At 36.7% G+C, this 17,071-nt stretch carries 15 protein-coding genes and 1 riboswitch; of the genes, 7 read left to right on the top strand and 8 right to left on the bottom strand.

Annotation, left to right across the window (positions count from 1 at the left end):
- Positions 1 to 130: 130 nt before the first annotated feature.
- A complete protein-coding gene (locus VB797_RS14565; RefSeq protein WP_323238403.1) occupies positions 131 to 1,297 on the bottom strand; it encodes a cysteine desulfurase family protein in 1,167 nt (388 codons plus the stop codon).
- A 440-nt stretch (positions 1,298 to 1,737) separates the two neighbouring features.
- Between VB797_RS14565 and VB797_RS14570 the strand changes: the two genes are divergently transcribed.
- Positions 1,738 to 3,363 carry a DUF655 domain-containing protein gene (locus VB797_RS14570; RefSeq protein WP_323238404.1) on the top strand — a complete coding sequence of 542 codons (1,626 nt, stop codon included), beginning with the start codon at positions 1,738 to 1,740 and terminating at the stop codon, positions 3,361 to 3,363.
- Between the two features lie 68 nt (positions 3,364 to 3,431).
- Here VB797_RS14570 and VB797_RS14575 read toward each other — a convergent pair whose 3' ends face one another.
- From VB797_RS14575 to VB797_RS14585, 3 genes are all read right to left on the bottom strand, one after another.
- The gene (locus VB797_RS14575) at positions 3,432 to 3,764 is read right to left on the bottom strand and encodes a type II toxin-antitoxin system RelE/ParE family toxin (protein ID WP_323238405.1); all 333 of its coding nucleotides are present in this window, start codon (positions 3,762 to 3,764) and stop codon (positions 3,432 to 3,434) included.
- Complete coding sequence (locus VB797_RS14580; RefSeq protein ID WP_323238406.1) at positions 3,757 to 4,029, bottom strand: type II toxin-antitoxin system ParD family antitoxin; 273 nt, start codon at positions 4,027 to 4,029, stop codon at positions 3,757 to 3,759. The genes VB797_RS14575 and VB797_RS14580 overlap by 8 nt, the downstream gene beginning before the upstream one ends.
- 239 nt (positions 4,030 to 4,268) lie before the next feature.
- Complete coding sequence (locus tag VB797_RS14585) at positions 4,269 to 4,529, bottom strand: hypothetical protein (RefSeq protein WP_323238407.1); 261 nt, start codon at positions 4,527 to 4,529, stop codon at positions 4,269 to 4,271.
- Between the two features lie 581 nt (positions 4,530 to 5,110).
- On the opposite strand from VB797_RS14585, the gene VB797_RS14590 reads away from it, so the two are divergent.
- Together VB797_RS14590 and VB797_RS14595 are read left to right on the top strand one after the other, a co-directional pair.
- On the top strand, positions 5,111 to 6,298 hold the full coding sequence (locus VB797_RS14590) for an NAD(P)/FAD-dependent oxidoreductase (protein WP_323238408.1): 1,188 nt from the start codon (positions 5,111 to 5,113) through the stop codon (positions 6,296 to 6,298).
- A 171-nt stretch (positions 6,299 to 6,469) separates the two neighbouring features.
- Positions 6,470 to 7,114, top strand: a complete 645-nt coding sequence (locus tag VB797_RS14595; RefSeq protein ID WP_323238409.1) for an HAD family hydrolase — start codon at positions 6,470 to 6,472, stop codon at positions 7,112 to 7,114.
- Positions 7,115 to 7,324: 210 nt separating this feature from the next.
- Here VB797_RS14595 and VB797_RS14600 read toward each other — a convergent pair whose 3' ends face one another.
- On the bottom strand, positions 7,325 to 7,738 hold the full coding sequence (locus tag VB797_RS14600; RefSeq protein WP_323238410.1) for a DUF4278 domain-containing protein: 414 nt from the start codon (positions 7,736 to 7,738) through the stop codon (positions 7,325 to 7,327).
- A 38-nt stretch (positions 7,739 to 7,776) separates the two neighbouring features.
- A riboswitch (Glutamine riboswitch) is annotated at positions 7,777 to 7,864 on the bottom strand.
- 452 nt (positions 7,865 to 8,316) lie between these two features.
- On the opposite strand from VB797_RS14600, the gene VB797_RS14605 reads away from it, so the two are divergent.
- Both VB797_RS14605 and VB797_RS14610 read left to right on the top strand, forming a co-directional pair.
- Positions 8,317 to 9,528: a pentapeptide repeat-containing protein gene (locus tag VB797_RS14605; protein WP_323238411.1), complete on the top strand. Its 1,212-nt coding sequence runs from the start codon at positions 8,317 to 8,319 to the stop codon at positions 9,526 to 9,528.
- A gap of 113 nt (positions 9,529 to 9,641) precedes the next feature.
- Positions 9,642 to 14,261: an eIF2A-related protein gene (locus tag VB797_RS14610; RefSeq protein WP_323238412.1), complete on the top strand. Its 4,620-nt coding sequence runs from the start codon at positions 9,642 to 9,644 to the stop codon at positions 14,259 to 14,261.
- On the opposite strand, the gene glp is transcribed toward VB797_RS14610, so the two are convergent.
- Complete coding sequence (gene glp, locus VB797_RS14615) at positions 14,221 to 15,456, bottom strand: gephyrin-like molybdotransferase Glp (protein WP_323238413.1); 1,236 nt, start codon at positions 15,454 to 15,456, stop codon at positions 14,221 to 14,223. The genes VB797_RS14610 and glp overlap by 41 nt on opposite strands.
- A gap of 183 nt (positions 15,457 to 15,639) precedes the next feature.
- Here glp and VB797_RS34980 point away from each other — a divergent pair, with 183 nt between their 5' ends.
- The gene (locus VB797_RS34980) at positions 15,640 to 15,768 is read left to right on the top strand and encodes an NINE protein (RefSeq protein WP_416350871.1); all 129 of its coding nucleotides are present in this window, start codon (positions 15,640 to 15,642) and stop codon (positions 15,766 to 15,768) included.
- 137 nt (positions 15,769 to 15,905) lie between these two features.
- Positions 15,906 to 16,232, top strand: coding sequence for a hypothetical protein (locus VB797_RS14620; RefSeq protein WP_323238414.1), 327 nt, complete (start codon positions 15,906 to 15,908; stop codon positions 16,230 to 16,232).
- A 69-nt stretch (positions 16,233 to 16,301) separates the two neighbouring features.
- Here VB797_RS14620 and VB797_RS14625 read toward each other — a convergent pair whose 3' ends face one another.
- Complete coding sequence (locus VB797_RS14625; protein WP_323238415.1) at positions 16,302 to 16,697, bottom strand: type II toxin-antitoxin system death-on-curing family toxin; 396 nt, start codon at positions 16,695 to 16,697, stop codon at positions 16,302 to 16,304.
- Positions 16,684 to 16,872 (bottom strand): DUF2281 domain-containing protein, encoded by a 189-nt coding sequence (locus VB797_RS14630; protein WP_323238416.1) that lies wholly within the window; start codon positions 16,870 to 16,872, stop codon positions 16,684 to 16,686. Before VB797_RS14630 ends, VB797_RS14625 begins: the two co-directional genes overlap by 14 nt.
- Positions 16,873 to 17,071: the final 199 nt, after the last annotated feature.

Consider the following 17,071-nt stretch of genomic DNA (forward strand, 5'->3'; position numbering starts at 1 on the left):
GTGAGGAGTTAGGAGTGAGGAGTGAGGAGTTATTAATCAGTATCATCAGTGTCATCCATTTAATCCGCGTTCGGAGTTATTGAACCTTTGACCTTTAACCTTTGACCTTTAACTTTTGACCTTTACCCAATTATTTCATTACTAAAACAAAGCGACTTTCCAAACGGCTCATGACTTGCTTTAATACCATTGCTGCCCAATTAACGTCTGCAACCGTAGTGTAACGTCCCATGCTAATGCGAATACCTCCCATTGCTGCACCTCCGTCATAGCCCATTGCACTGAGGATGGGGCTAGGACTTAGTTTACCACTATGACAGGCAGAACCGGCGCTGATACCTATTCCTGCTAAATTCATCTGACGCACGATGGTTTTACCGCTGAGTTTTTCTCCATCGGCATATTCCAAACAAAAACTCGCATGGTGGGGTAAACGCTGGATCAAATCACCTGTGGGGATTAAACCATTAACATCGGCTAACTGTGAAAAAAGGCGATCGCGCAATTCGATTAACCGGGGTGTTTCTATTGGTAATTCTTGGGCTGATAACTCTGCTGCTATCCCAAACCCAGCAATAATTGGTACAGCTTGAGTTCCAGAACGCGATCGCATTTCTTGTCCACCACCACACAGTAACGGTACTAACTCGATTCCCGGACGAACATATAATGCTCCAGCACCTTGGGGACCATATATTTTATGACTAGAAAGACTAAGTAAATCTACGGGCAAATTCTTTAAATTAATCGGTAATCTTCCCGCTGCTTGGACTGCATCTGTATGAAACAAAACTCCAGCACTGCGAGCGATTTTACCTAACTCTTCAATCGGCTGTACCGTACCAACTTCACTTTGTCCGTAAATAATCGAAATTAAAACGGTATTGTCTTGCAAAGCAGCTTGCAAATCTAAGGGATTAACTCTACCTTTAGCATCGACACTCAAACAAGTAACTTCCCAACCCCAGGTTTCTAATAACTTCGCAGGTTCTGAAACAGCGGAATGTTCCACGCTAGAAATAATTATATGTTGAGGTTCCGCATACAAGCGAGCAACTCCCATAATCGCTAAATTATTAGCCTCCGTACCCCCAGAAGTAAAAACAATTGATTCAGCAGGAGCATTAATCAAACTAGCAACCTGCATTCGAGCTTGTTCTAAAATAGTCGCCGATCGCTGTCCCCACTCATGTAAACTCGAAGGATTTCCCCATCCTTGAGTTAACACCGCTTGCATCATGTCAATCGCTTCGGGACGAGTCGGAGTTGTAGCACTGTAGTCTAGATAAATTTGCATAAAAATTAGGTTATGACACTCGAAAAGCTGCTTTTTTCAGCTTATACAGTTTTGCAAGATAAATTCTTATAGATATCTTCTTTTTAAGCCAAGTATGGCTCAGTTTCCTGTAAAGATTTTTTAAGGTTGGGTAATAGGTAATGGGTTGACTAGTTCCCAGCAGACTAGTTCCCAGCCTCCAGGCTGACTAGTTCCCAGCAGACTAGTTCCCAGCCTCCAGGCTGGGAACTCATCGTGTAAGGCTCTGCCTTCAGTATTTTGACGTGAGGCAGAGCCTCATGCAATGTATTCCCAGGCAGAGCCTGGGAACAAGATATTGCACCACATTCATACGAATCGTATATTACGTGCTAATCAAACCGAATTCCGATACTTAGAAAGTATCTCGTTAATTTTGGGAAAAATAAATTTGTCGGCTTAGTATCTATCTTGAGAATACCGTGCAAATTTTCTTTCCTCATAAACATCTATATTCTTTATTTTTACTAATATTTTCTCTTACTGCTTGTCAACAAGCAAAACCCAAAAATCAAGCTTTAAAACCTCTGCCCCAAGATTCCTTAATACAAGTTTATTTTAATCATTCTCAAACAAACGAATATCCAGAACCTTACCGCAAGCAAATCCGTAAAGGAGATGATTTTGAAAAAATAATTATCGAGGCAATTTCTCAAGCTGAATCTACAGTAGATGTAGCAGTACAAGAATTACGTTTACCTTTAGTTGCTCAAGCTTTAATTAAAAAGCAGCAAGAGGGAGTCAAAGTTAGAGTAATTCTGGAAAATAACTATAGTCGTCCTTGGAGTGACTTTACACCGCAGGAATTAGCCAAGTTAACCCAAAGAGAACAACAGCGATATCAAGAGTTTCAGAAATTCCTCGATACTGACGAAGATGGTAAATTATCAGAACAGGAAATCAATCAACGAGATGCTTTAAAAATAATCCGCAATGCCAACATACCTTTAATTGATGATACTGCTGATGGTTCTAAAGGTAGTAGTTTGATGCATCATAAATTTATCGTTATAGATAATCGTTTTGTAATTGTCACTTCGGCTAATTTGACCTTATCAGATACTCACGGCGATTATAGTAATTATGATAGTTTGGGTAACGTAAATAATCTATTAAAAATTGATAGCATTGACTTAGCCGATATTTTTACCAAAGAATTTAATATCATGTGGGGTGATGGAGTCGGAGGTAAATTTGATAGTAAATTTGGTTTACAAAAACCTCAAAGAGATTTTCAACAAGTGACTGTTGGAAACAATAAAATTACGGTGGCTTTTTCTCCCACTTCTCCAACTTTACCTTGGGTTGAAAGTAGTAATGGGTTGATTGGTAAAACGTTAAATTCAGCAGTTAATTCTATTGATTCAGCATTATTTGTGTTTTCAGCCCAGCGTTTGAGCAATATTTTAGAAACACGTCACGAAGCAAAGGTGAAAATTAGAACTTTATTAGAGCCTGATTTTGCTTACCGTTCTTATAGTGAAGGTTTGGATATGGTAGGAGTGGCTTTGAGCGATAAATGTAAATACGAACTTAATAACCAACCTTGGCAAAATCCGATTAAAACTGTTGGTGTCCCTTTGTTAACGAGCGGTGATTTACTGCATCATAAATACGCTGTTATCGATGGAAAGACTGTGATTGCAGGTTCCCATAATTGGACGGAAGCAGCAAATACGGGGAATGATGAAACTGTTTTAGTAATTGAAAATCCTCAAGTTGCCGCTCATTATGTAAGAGAGTTTGAAAGACTTTATAGTAATGCGGAATTTGATATTCCTCAAAGAATTGAGAAGAAGGTTAAGCAGGAAGAAAAAGAATGTGGAGAAATTAAAGCTCCTTCTACTTTTGCAGAAACAGTAATTATTAATGTAAATACAGCTACGGTGGAAGAATTGGTAAGCCTTCCTGGGGTGGGGAAGAAGTTAGCGGAGCGGATTGTTGAAGCACGTCAGGAAAAGCGTTTTAATTCGTTGGAGGATTTGGAGAGAGTGAAGGGTGTTGGGGGGAAAATGCGGGTGAAGTTGCAGGAAAGGGTAAGTTTTTGAAGAAGTTTATGTTAATGATTAAATTGCTTTGTAGGTTGGGTTGAGCGACAGCAAAACCCAACAAAATCCTACAAATTGTCTTCTCCCAAGTCTTCATCTAAAATAGCATCAATATCTCTTCTACCATGCAGAACTCTCAAAATTTCTATATCAGCATCTCTTGTCTGATAAAAAACTAAATAATTTCTAAACCCTTTAATTGGTTGTTGACGAACATTAGCTAAATTGGGATTATAAAATTCGCGCACCCTACCCATTTTTGGCGTTAGAGCTAACTGTTTAAAAGTGTCTTCAGCAGCAACCAAAAATTTATCCGAAACATCCATATTATTGGCAGCAATATAAGTCGCTAAATCAATTAAGTCACGGATAACCTGGGGATGTTTATAAACATTAACCATTGGTATTTAAACCTTTGTCCCCTTGAACTTTTGAACGCACCGCTTGACGAATATCATCCCAATCTTGCTCGGTTAATGGTGTTGCATTTCCAGAATTCAGCCCTTCTAACAATAAAGTCTCTAAATGTTCCTTGGCTTTACGTTTTTGATCTTGACGCACTAACTCGCGGAAATATTCGCTAATGGTGCTATAGCAACCATCGGCAACCTGCTCTTCTACGTAAGCACGCATCATATCCGGTAGGGAAATATTAATACTTTTCATCGCTATCTCAGACTATTTGACATTATTATGGCATTTTATGCCATTTTATGCCATGCTTGACTGCGAATCAAAACCCAAACCTGAAAAGTCCTATCATTGGGGAACTTGAATTTGTAGGTTGAGTTGAGCGATCGCGTTGACGAGGTGTGTCCGAAGCACATAACCCAACAAAGTCTGATAGGATGTTGGGTTTCGTTCCTCAACCCAACCTACTAACTACTAACTGGGACGCTTATATGTTAGGATTCTTCAAAGTTACGTGAAAGAACTTCTACATACAGACTCCTTGCCTGTACCAAAAATCTCTCCCTTAAAGAATACTCCCCTATATATTGATTAATCTTCACGTATAATTTCCACCTATACAATCTCTCTTCTCTTAACCTTAAAATTTTGACCTCCTCTTCTAAATTTTTTCTTTCCTCTTCTAACTTCTTCCTTTCTTTTGCTTCTTCATCTGCTACTTTTTTTCTCCAGTTTTGAAATATCCTACCGCTCATAACGTTCGCGTACAATCCAACTGGTAGATGTCCTTTTACTGCTCTTTGGTCTAATACTATTTTCTCTTCTTCGTCCCACTCAACTAAAAGGCAAAATTAATTGTATATTTGTCATTGCGAGTTGAACGGAGTGAAACGAAGCAATCGCAAAACCTTGCGGTTGCTTCGCTGTCGCTCGCAATGACACAAATAATTTTGCATACCCACTTATCTGTATTAAGCCATAACTGTTTATTAAACGGATATTGAGCCTGAAAATCTAAGAGGATGTTTTAAAAGTATCCGGCGGTTAAAACCGCTACTACATAGGCGAAGTCCACTTGAGTGGACTAGTAGATTTTTAACCCACGGAGGTGGGTTTTGCTTGTGTAGCCGCGACTTACAGTCGCCAGGTAGAGTATATAATTAGACTTTAAAAATATCCTCTAACATTCCTTTCTTATTAATAGGTTCATATTTTATCAACTTATGCACTTAGGGGATGAAAATCGTAAAAATAGTAATTCTCGGTTAATGGCACAACTCAGGCACAAATAATTACACTAATAGTACTCCCATTAGCTTGCTGACCTATAAAACCGATGACCGAACAAAATCGAATTTGTATTCTTGGTGGTGGCTTTGGTGGACTTTACACCGCTTTACGTTTAGTTCAACTGGATTGGGGAGAGTCCCAAAAACCGGAAATTGTCCTAGTTGACCAAAACGATCGCTTTTTATTTTCCCCTCTTCTGTACGAATTACTTACCGGGGAAATGCAAAGTTGGGAAGTCGCTCCTCCTTATGAAGAACTTTTACAAAATACTGGTATCCGCTTTTGTAAAGCAACGGTATCTGGTATTGATACCGAACAAAAACGAGTAGAGTTACTCAATGGTTCGGAAATTTCCTACGACCGTTTAGTATTAGCGATGGGTGGAGAAACCCCCTTAGATATGGTTCCTGGAGCCATACCTCATGCTTATGCTTTCCGCACTCTTGAGGACGCTTATGCTTTAGAAGAAAGATTGCGAATACTTGAAGAGTCGGACAAAGATAAAATTCGTGTGGCAATTGTTGGCGGTGGTTACAGCGGTGTCGAATTAGCCTGCAAATTATCTGACAGACTTGGGGAAAGAGGACGTTTCCGATTAGTTGAAATGGCTGATGGAATTCTTCGCAATTCTCCAGAATTTAACCGCGAAGCTGCGAAAAAAGCTTTAGATGAGCGGGGTGTGTGGGTTGATTTGGAAACGAAGGTAGAATCGATCGCGGCTGAAAGTATTTCTTTGGAATACAAAAATGTTATAGATGAAATTCCTGTAGATTTAGTCATTTGGACTGTTGGAACGCGGGTAAGTCCTTTGGTGGAACATCTTCCCGTTAAGCACAATCAACGCGGACAAATTATCACTACGTCAACTTTACAATTAGTAGATAATCCCGATATATTTGCTCTGGGAGACTTAGCAGAAACATTTGACGCAGAAGGAAAACAAGTTCCGATCACTGCACAAGCAGCTTTCCAACAAGCAGATTATGTCGGTTGGAATATTTGGGCTAGTCTTACCAATCGTCCCTTACTTGCTTTCCGTTATCAGCATTTAGGCGAATTTATGTCACTTGGGGTAGACAACGCTACTCTTACGGGTTTGGGGATGAAAGTAGAAGGAACATTCGGATATATTGCTCGTCGTCTTGCCTATCTTTACCGTTTGCCAACTTTAGAACATAAACTAAAGGTTGGTTTTAATTGGCTAACTCGTCCTATTATAGAAACACTTTCATGAAGATAGGGAGTAGGGAGTAGGGAGTAGGGAGCAGGGTGTAGCAAGTAGAGGAGACAAGGGGACAAGGGGAAATTAATATTCTTAACTCCTAATTCCTAACTCATAACTCATAACTCATAACTCCTAACTATACTTAATCCAAAATCTAAAATCTAAAATGGTTAAAGGTGGATGAAACAGCCGAAAGTCATTTTTTTAGATGCCGTAGGAACACTCTTCGGTATTAAAGGTAGTGTTGGTGAAGTTTATAGTCAAATTGCCCGAGAATTTGGTGTTGAAACTTCACCAGCAACTTTGAATCAAACCTTTTTTCAAAGTTTTAAAGCTTCACCACCCCCAGTTTTTCCTGACACACAAGAACAAGATATTCCACAGCGTGAGTTTGCATGGTGGCAACGTATTACCAGTACCACCTTTGAACAAGCAGGTGTTTTACAGAAATTTGATGACTTTTCGGCTTTCTTTAGCGAAGTCTATATCCATTTTGGCACGGGTGAACCTTGGTTTGTTTATCCCGATGTCCTCAAAGCTTTAAATAACTGGCAAAAAAAAGGAATCGAATTAGGCATATTATCCAACTTCGATTCCCGAATTTATTCAGTTTTACAATCTTTGGAACTGCGAGACTATTTTCGTTCCATTACCATTTCCACCCAAACAGGTGCAGCTAAACCTAACTCCAAAATATTTGCGATCGCGCTCAAAAAACACAACTGTCTCCCAGACGCTGCATGGCATATTGGTGATAGCGTAAAAGAAGATTACGAAGGAGCTAGAACTGCCGGACTTAGAGGTGTTTGGCTCAATAGACAATGATGGGTAAGCAATTGTCAGTTATCTCTTGTTCCTTCCTTGTTCCCAGTCTCCGGCTGGGAATGCATCTCTGAAGGCTCTGCCTTCTTTGCATACGGTCGGCAGAGCCTCCCGTAAGGCATTCCCAGGCAGAGCCTGGGAACGAGAATATGTATGAAGTTAGATCAACCTAAAAAGCTACAGAGTCAACATCCTAGGCTCAACCAACAATTGTTAATTGTTGATTGACAACTGATTCGCTTCATCTTCTAAAATACGAACCAGGTTTGCATCTCCTGTTTGCTTCGCTACTTCCAAACGACGCTGTAGGTTGTGGTGTAAATTTGCTAAATGAGTTTTATTTAACTCCTCACTTTTGGGTAAATTGCTAGCAAATAAATTCTTATCAGAAGCAAAAATTGAATTTAGTTTTTTACGCTGCTTCAACTTCTCAACTTCTTGTGGATTCCCAGAATAATAAGCAGCACCACGATACTTTAATTCAACTGCATCGCTGGTTGCGGGAGTATATCGAGAGTAATGACACTTCCACTCTGCACCACGATATTTTCCACAGACTCCTCCAGTAATTACTTCAACTGCGACAGGAGCGTTTTCATATTTAATTCCACGATAAGTAAGTTTCATAATTCCTTGCCTCTTTATATCTCAAATAAACTAACTGAGGCGCGTTCCTTCGGCTATTCCTACTTCCGTCTTTATAAGCGAGTTAACTACCTATTTATTGTTAGCTGCAAACTAAAGATGAACGAATCACATTTCTGTATCTATTGTAACCGTTTTATTGTAAAGTCAGGGTATTTTAATAATAATTTATATTTTGTTAACAATCTAGAGGGAGCTAGCTATGTGGAATTTGTTATTAAACGCAAAGGGACGCGGAGGGAAGCGCGGAGGTACACGGAGGTAAATGACTTCTGTATTGCATTAAATAAGTGTTTTATAAAGGTTAGGACTTACGCAAAGCCCCCCTTCATAAGGGGGGTTGGGGGGATCTCAACGGCTGGAATGCTTAATTTCTCATTGCGCTTGCGTAAATCCTAAAGGTATTTTTCTAGATCAGAAAATTAAGATTCATGGTGATAAATTGTGGTACTTAATATGTATTGGTTGTGCATCGTATCGATTAGTACTTTAATTGCTGTTGAATACATAGTAATCTTTGAAGTTAAGAGGAGTTAAAGTATGTATTGAGGAGTCTAGCTTTGAAGAATAAAGTTAACGATAACAAGCATACAAGAAATAAAAGAATAAACAAAAGACTACATAAAACCAAGCCTGGAATTATTTTTAAGAAAAATATAAACTTTATTCTTTCCTGGTTTGCGGTTGAAACAGTTATTAAGTTAGTCGGCGCATTATCAATAATGTTATTGATTCTCTTCGGAATTAATACTATAGAGAAACAAATAGATAAACAAATAGATAAACCAATAGATAAACCAATAGATAAACCAATAGATAAACAAAATTGGCCGGACTTCTTAAAACCACCTTTATTGGACAAGGTTGAAGCACTAGGTATCCTTTTTGCTGCGGGCTATTTTATTGTAAATATTGAAAGTCAGCAAACACGTTCCAATTATGACGCATGGCAGGTGATTAATTCTGCGGAAGGTCAAGGGGGAAACGGTGGACGTATTAAAGCTTTACAAGATTTAAATAAGGACGAAGAAAGTTTAGCAGGTTTAACAGCAAATAGTGCAGATCTTACAGGAGTTCAGCTTCAATGGGCTGAGTTAACTAGAGCAAGATTAAAAAAAACTATTCTAAATGAGTCAGATCTTAGTAATGCGGACTTGACTAAAGCAGAACTGTGTGGAGCAAAACTCGTAGATGCAAAGCTGATTAAAGCAGACTTAAGTGGTGCTGATCTGCGTGGTGCAGATTTACGTGGTGCAGAACTGTGTGGTGCAGAACTTATTGGTGCGAAACTCAATGGTGCAAGTCTTATAGAAGCTGACTTCAGTGATACAGACCTAAGTGATGCAGACCTCACTGGTGCAAATCTGAAGCGAGCGAACTTTGAAAAAGCAAGGCTTAGTAGAACCAATTTTCAAGGTGTAGTTATTAATAACACATCATTTAGTGGTGCATATCTTAATAGTGTAAACCTGAGCGATTTAAAACTCAACGGTCTCGATTTTAGTAACTGTCAGTTGATAGATACTTTGCTAGAAGGTGTAGAACTTGTAGGTGCAAACCTGATTAATGTAAATCTGTGTGGTGCAAATCTCAAAAATGCAGATCTTAGTAATGCAAATCTGGAAAAGGCAGACCTTAGTGGTGCAGATCTTAATAATACTAGGCTTTTAGGGGTGAAAAATCTTCTTCCCGAACAAATTAAAAAAGCTAAAAATTGGCAACTAGCTAAATATGATAAATCTTTCGCTATGTCACTTGGTCTATCTCAATAAAAATAGTCATAATCAATAAACATAAAAAACTAATTTCTAATGTTTGATATTAGTAAATAGTTTTTCTCTAATTTTTCTAAATCATAAGTATACAAAAGAGAAGAATTAATCCTATGAATAAATATGCTTTAATAGTTGGAATCAATAAATATGATGACAATAAGTTGAAGAACCTTGACGTACCTGATTTTAATGCACAAAAAATAGCTAGTTCGCTAGATGATAAGGAAGAAGGTACGTTTGAAGTAAAACTTTTACCTGAGAAAGAAAAAATTACTTTAAAGGAGCTTAAAGATGAAATTGTCAATCTTTTTTATCCAAAGGGACAAGCTCCAGATACAGCTTTACTTTACTTTTCTGGATATGTACTAACAGCAAATCATGGAATTCAAGAAGTATTTTTAGCAACCAGTGACTCTGATATCTCATCAGAACGTTTGGGATTATCTCTACAATGGCTTAAAAAATTACTACAAGAAAGTCCAGTCAAAAAACAGATTATAATCTTGGATTGTTGCCACAATGAAGATAAAAGTTTAGATTTAGATAAACTACTTCCAGGTAATCAAATAGGAAAAGATAGATTTTGTATTGTTGCATTTAATAAAGATTATACTCAACTTCAGTTTAATGATAAGAATAAAAGTTGTAGCCTTCTTACGACTGTAATACTTGGTGGACTAAAAGCTCAACGAGAAAAAGAAATAAATAATAACGATTTGTTAATTGAAACTATAAAAAAATACGAAGAAAACTTAAAAAATTCTGGAGATTTTCAACGTATATATTTTGGAAAATCAATTGTTTTTTTTGAAGATGAAAAGCAGTCTGAGTCAAAATCTACTCCTGAGATAGAGTTTAAATTACAAATATCAGAATACAGCGATGAAAATACTGTAGATGGTTCAGATAAAATCTATGCAGCTAAATTAAGTTTTTATAACACTTCTTCAGAAGAAAAAGATAACTCGACAGATAAGCAAAATGATTGTCCTTATCGGGGTTTAGATTATTTTAAAGAGTCTCATCATGAATATTTCTATGGCCGTGAGGAACTAACTGACCAATTAATAGAAAAAGTACGTAATAATAATTTTCTAGCAGTAATGGGAGCGTCTGGGAGTGGTAAATCTAGTGTTCTTAGGGCTGGTTTAATTTATCAGTTGAAAAAAGGATTACGACTTTCAGAAAGTAATGATTGGGATTTTATCATTCTTCAACCTGGCAAATATCCGTTTCAGAGTTTAGCATGGGAATTTGCAAAAAAGTTTCCCGAAGATAAGCAAAAATCTAAGTTTAATGAGTTCGATCCATTATTGCAAGAAAAAAATGTTGAAGGTCTTAATATTATAATTAATCAAAGTATTTCTTCTGTCACATCAAAAGTTATCTTAGTGGTGGATCAATTTGAAGAGGTATTTACTTTAAGTGATAAAAGATATCATAAAAATAATAAAAAAAATACAGAAGAAACAGATAACAATAATGAAAATAACGAGCAAACACAATTTATTGAATGCTTATTAAGTGCGTTAGAACAGACTGATAACAAATTATGTTTGGTTATAGGGATACGAGCAGATTTTTTTGGTAAGTGTACCGAAAAGAATAGTAACCTGGCAAAAAAGATTGAGCATAATTTGGTGACGGTAACACCAATGAATGAGGAAGAATTAAGGCTAGCTATTTCTGAACCAGCAAAAAGAAAAGGTGTAACAGTAGAGAAAGAATTAGAAGATAAATTAATTAAAGATGTGGAAGAAGAAGCTAGTTTACCTTTATTACAGTATGCATTAAAACAACTTTGGAAGCATAAAGTTAATGATAAATTAACACTTTTACAATATATTAATGCAGGAGAAATAGATGGTATCTTGGAAAGAAATGCTAACGAAGTATTGGAAAATATAAAAAAATCTCCTAAAATTATTGAAAATGGAGAAACAATCGCAAAGTATATTTTTCTTCAGTTAATACATCTAGGAGATGGAACAGGAGATACTCGCAAAAAAGTTAAAGAAGACGAAATATATGAAACCAAACGTTATTCAAAATCAGAAATAGAAGAGGTCTTTAAGTATTTATTAGAAGGAAATTTAATTCTTAGAGAAGAAGAAAAACAGAGTGATGGAAAAATAACTGTCTACTTCAATTTAATTCACGACGCACTTATTCGCCATTGGTCAATTTTACATAAAATTTGGTTGAATGATTATCGCGGTAAACGTAAAATCAAGAATAATTTAAAAAAAGATGCCGATGATTGGAAAGAATATAAAGAAAAAGATTATAGAGGAGCGAAAGAGTTTTTAATTAAGGGAAAAGAACTAGATGAGGCAGAAAAATTTCTTCATGATTATGGAGATATTATAGAATTATCAGAATCAGAATTGTTGAAAGAATTTATTGAGGAAAGTCGTAAAAATAGGAATTTAAAAAAAACGAGAAGTATATTCATAGGATGTATTATATCAGTCGTAGTAATAATATTATTGTTTCTATCGTGGAATCAATGGCAAGAAGAAGAAAACAAAATACAGACAAGCGAAAGCCTTGCTTTAGCTCGTTATTCGGATGTATTATTTTCTCAAGGACAAAAATTTGATGCACTTGTTAATGGTTTACGAGCAGCAATACCATTAGAAAAAAAGAATTTAGAAACTCCACCAGAAGTAACAGATGCATTAAGACAAGCAATATTTGGAGTCAAAGAACGTAATCGTTTAGAAGGTCATAAAAGAGCAGTTTCTAGTATTAGTTTTAGTGACGATGGTAAAACATTGGCTTCTGCTAGTCTTGATAAAACTATCAAACTTTGGAATCCCGATACAGGGGAAAATACTAAAACTCTTAAAGGGCATAAAGTTAGAGTTAATAGCGTTAGTTTTAGTCATGATGGTAAAATTTTAGCTTCTGGCAGTAATGACAAAACTATTAAACTTTGGAATCCTGATACTGGTGAAAATATTAACACTCTTAAAGGGCATAAAGAAGCTATTATTTATGTAAGTTTCAGTCATAATGACAAAATATTGGCTTCTGCAAGTCTCGATCAAACGATTAAACTCTGGAATCCCGAGACTGGTGAAAATACTAACACTCTTAAAGGGCATGAAGATAGAGTTAATAGCATCAGTTTCAGTCATGATGGTAAAATATTGGCTTCTGGTAGTAATGACAGCACCATAAAACTGTGGAACGTTGACACTGGTAAAGAAATTACTACTTTAAAAGCCCATAAATCTAAAATTTATAGCGTTGTTTTCAACCATGACGGCAAAATTCTAGCTTCCGTAAGTTTTGACAGAAGCATCAAACTTTGGGATGTTTCTAATCCTCAAGATATTAAACTTGTTAAATCAATTACTGACCATGACACTCCTATTTATAGCGTTAGCTTCAGTAAGGACGATAAAACTTTAGCTTCCGCTGGACTTGACAAAAAGATAAAACTATGGAGTGTAAAAACAGGAAAAGAAATTACCACTCTCGAAGGACACGAGCATAGAATTTATCACGTCATTTTTAGTCCTGATGGCAACACCTTAGCTTCCGCTAGTGCTGATAATACAATCAAACTATGGGATGTCACAAATCGAGATATTACAACTCTCAGACAGCATAACGATAAAGTATTTAGCGTCAGTTTTAGTCATGATGGTAAAACTTTAGCTTCCGCAAGTGATGACAAAACCATTAAGCTAGTGGATGTTTCTACGGGTGAAGTTAAACTGACACTAAAAGGGCATGAAGATAGAGTTAATAGCGTTAGTTTTAGCCCTGATGACAAAACCTTAGCTTCCGGTAGTTTTGATAATACTATAAGACTTTGGGATATTTCCACAGGTAAAGAAATTAATCAGCTTAAACAGCACCACGATTGGATTAATAGTGTAAATTTCAGCCCTGATGGTAAAATATTGGCTTCTGCGAGCGATGATAAAACGATCAAACTTTGGGATGTTAACACCAGTGAAGAAATAAAAACTCTCAAAGGACATGAAGATAGAGTTAGTAGCGTCAGTTTTAGCCCCGTTAGCGTAGCGACTCCGAAGGAGTTTGGTAAAACCTTAGCTTCCGGTGGTTTTGATAAGACCATCAGAATTTGGAATGTCAAAACTGGTGAAAATACTAAAACTTTTACAGGACATAAAGATGCCGTCTATAATATTAGCTTTAGCCCTGATGGCAACACCTTGGCTTCTGCTAGTTATGACAACACCATAAAACTTAGGGATGTTTCAACAGGTAAAGTAAAACTAACCCTTAGAGCGCATACTGCTGCTGTCTATAGTCTTAGTTTCAGTCCCGATGGTGAAACCTTAGCTTCTGGGAGCGATGATAAAACCATCAAACTTTGGGATGTTGACACCGGTGAAGAAAAAACTACACTCGCTGGACATACACGTAGAGTTAACAGCCTTAGTTTCAGCCCAGATGGTAAAATCTTAGCTTCTGGGAGCGATGATAAAACTGTGATTCTATGGAATTTAGGTAGCGAAGCAAAAAGGCAAACTTCCTGGTACTTAAATGTAGATGAATTAACAAAGCGTGGTTGCGATCGCGTTAGTGGTTATTTGCAAAATAATCCCAATGTAAGTGAGAATGACAGCCATTTATGTTATGGGATAAGTAATTCACGAATAGAGAAAGGACTTTCAGCACAAGTCGTAAGTCTGTTAAAACCAAATATTAATAAACTCTCAAAACTTCTACCTCTTCTCCAACATTAACCAATTTCTTCCCCACTTCTAAAACAGCTAAAGCATTGGTTTGAGCCAAATTAATCAAATTCCCAGAACTTTTATTTCCACCTGCAACGCTAAATTCGTAAATCCCGTCAACTAAATCTAACTTTCCCCAAATGTAAGTTTCGCGTTTACCGTTGGAACTGATATTTTCACGAGTTTGCGCTTTGATAAATTTGGGTTTCCAACCTTCCGCAATGCCGGAACATTTTTTGATTACTGGTTGTACAAAACGCCAATAACTGACTAAAGCTGAAACCGGATTTCCCGGTAAACCAAAGTATATTGCACCATTCGGAATATTGAAAGTAGCTACAGTTAAAGGTTTACCCGGCTTCATTGCTACAGAACTGACTTTGATTTCTCCTCCGAGAGATTCTAAAATCTGTTCGACGTAATCGTAATCTCCCACCGAGACACCACCGGAAGAAAGCACCAGATCGGCATTTGCGATCGCGTCTGCAATTGCTCCTTTGAGTGCTTCAGGTTCATCCTTGATAATTCCTAACATCAAAGGTTCCCCCCCAGATTGTTTTACCAACGCAGCTAAAGCGTATTGATTGGAATCTACAATTTGTCCCGGTTGTAAAGTTTGTTCGGGTGTTACGAGTTCGTTACCAGTAGACAAAATTGCTACACGCGGGCGGCGGTAAACGTTTAAGTGCGTGCATTGTGCGGCGGCTAAAATAGCTATTTCTGGAGCATTCAGTTGAATTCCTGCTGGTAATAACTCTGCTCCAGCCTGGTAATAAGCAGCACGATGTCTGACAAATTCTTGAGGATTTGGGGCTTTGAGGATAAAAACGCGATCGCCTTCTTTGCGGGTATTTTCCTGCATTACTACCGTATCTGCACCTTTAGGCATTACCGCACCTGTGAAAATCCGCGCCGACTGTCCCGATTGAATGTTAGATTGAGGTTGGTAGCCTGCGGGGATATCCTCAACAAGTATTAAAACCGCTGGCTTTTCCTCACTTGCTTGTTGTACATCTTGATAAATGACCGCATAACCATCCATTGCCGAATTATCCCAGTGAGGAAAATCGAGTTGACTGGTAACGGGTGAAGCTAGAATACGTCCGGTAGCTGCTAATAAATCGACGGTTTCTATATCTTTTTGATGATTTAAAGGTTTGACTAGATTAAAGATAATATTTTCTGCTTCGTTTACTGAGAGCATTTAGATTAACTCCAACTAATTATCTATTTAATAAAACATTACAACTATTTTTAAAGACTTTTTAAAGATTCTTTTTTTTGCTGTAGAACTTACTGATACAGCTATATTTAAGGGAAAACACCCAAGCATAAATCAATAAAACTTAAGTAAAAAGAGCATATAAAAGTTATCAATATTTGAAATATGAAAAGTAAAGGGGTCGCGTATATTTTATGGTTTTTGTGTACTTTTAGTTTATTCGGCGCTCAACGTTTTTATTGTAAAAGGTATATTAGTGGGTTCATTTATCTATTTAAGCTGATGTGCAGCTAAATTATATAATGCGAAAAAATGAAAGCATTGTAGTGCGAGCATCTTGCTCGCTAGTATTATACAAATTAAGTGCGTAACAGCTTACCTTGGGATTTTTCGGTATAGGACAGATTATAGATTTATTTATTATCCCAAGTATGGTAGATGAAGAAAATTTGAAATTCCAAGCGTTATACGGGTATCAAAATTTTAATTATAGCGGTAATGCTCAAGTTACTAGAAATATTGGCAATTCCAAAAATCATGTATCTATAAATACTGAAAACAAGAAAGTATCAGATACGATAAAAATTCTGCAATTAGCAAAAAGCAATGGTGGAATGATATCTCTTTCAGATTGCGTTCTTGCTACTGGAAAAGAAACTACACAGGTAAAGCAGACGCTTGAAAAGATGTGTAAAGATGAATTGATAGAAATTACGAATCTTCCGAATTCAGGAGCTATAGTTTATAAATTGCTTTAAACGGGTTTAAAACGATAAAAATATAATTGATATTAGATATTTTAAAATAGTATTTGGCATTTTTAACTATTATGTATCTTTAATTACATTTTGCTCAAGATAATTAGCAATTTCAGCTTTATTCATGTTTCCTTGAGCTACTTGCATTACCAGATTATATATTTCTTCATTACCCATATTCAAATCATAGCCATTCAACCTTAAAAAAGTATCCATGACCGCAAAGGCAGTTCTTTTATTACCATCAATAAAAGGATGATTTTTAGCAATATGAAATAAATAAGCAGCAGCTTGCTCGTAAATTGTGGGGTGTAGATATTCCCCAAAAAATGTCGCTTGCGGTTGCGCTAATGCAGACTCTAACAAGCCTTCATCTCTAACACCAGCAGTACCACCAAATTTCTCTACCTGTCTTTGATGGATTTTTAATACTACACTTTTATTGACAAAATTAGGAGTCAGCAAGACGACGGTAAACCTCCTCTCTTTCGCGCTCGGAATCTAAGTAAGCGTTCCAGACTTCGCTGTTGTGCGAACTAGCTTGATCCTGTCTAAAAGAACGGATAAAATCGAGTAGTTCGGTTAGCTTCGATTCTGGGATATGTTCTAATTCTTGAATAATTTGCTCTTTAACAGTCATTTTTCTACCTAATACCATAGTTTTAGTTTACAAATTAAGATTTTTTCCACATCCGCTTTTAATGCAATTCCGCGATGAAAATTATCCCCATTTGGGATAAAAACCTTTGTAGAACCGATCGCCAACGAAAAATTTGATTCGCAACTAAAATTATTCTACATAATAATATTTTATTTCTTCCCCTATTCCCTACTCCCTA

This window comes from Rivularia sp. UHCC 0363 (assembly GCF_034931125.1).
In the GTDB taxonomy this organism is placed as follows: Bacteria; Cyanobacteriota; Cyanobacteriia; order Cyanobacteriales; family Nostocaceae; genus Rivularia.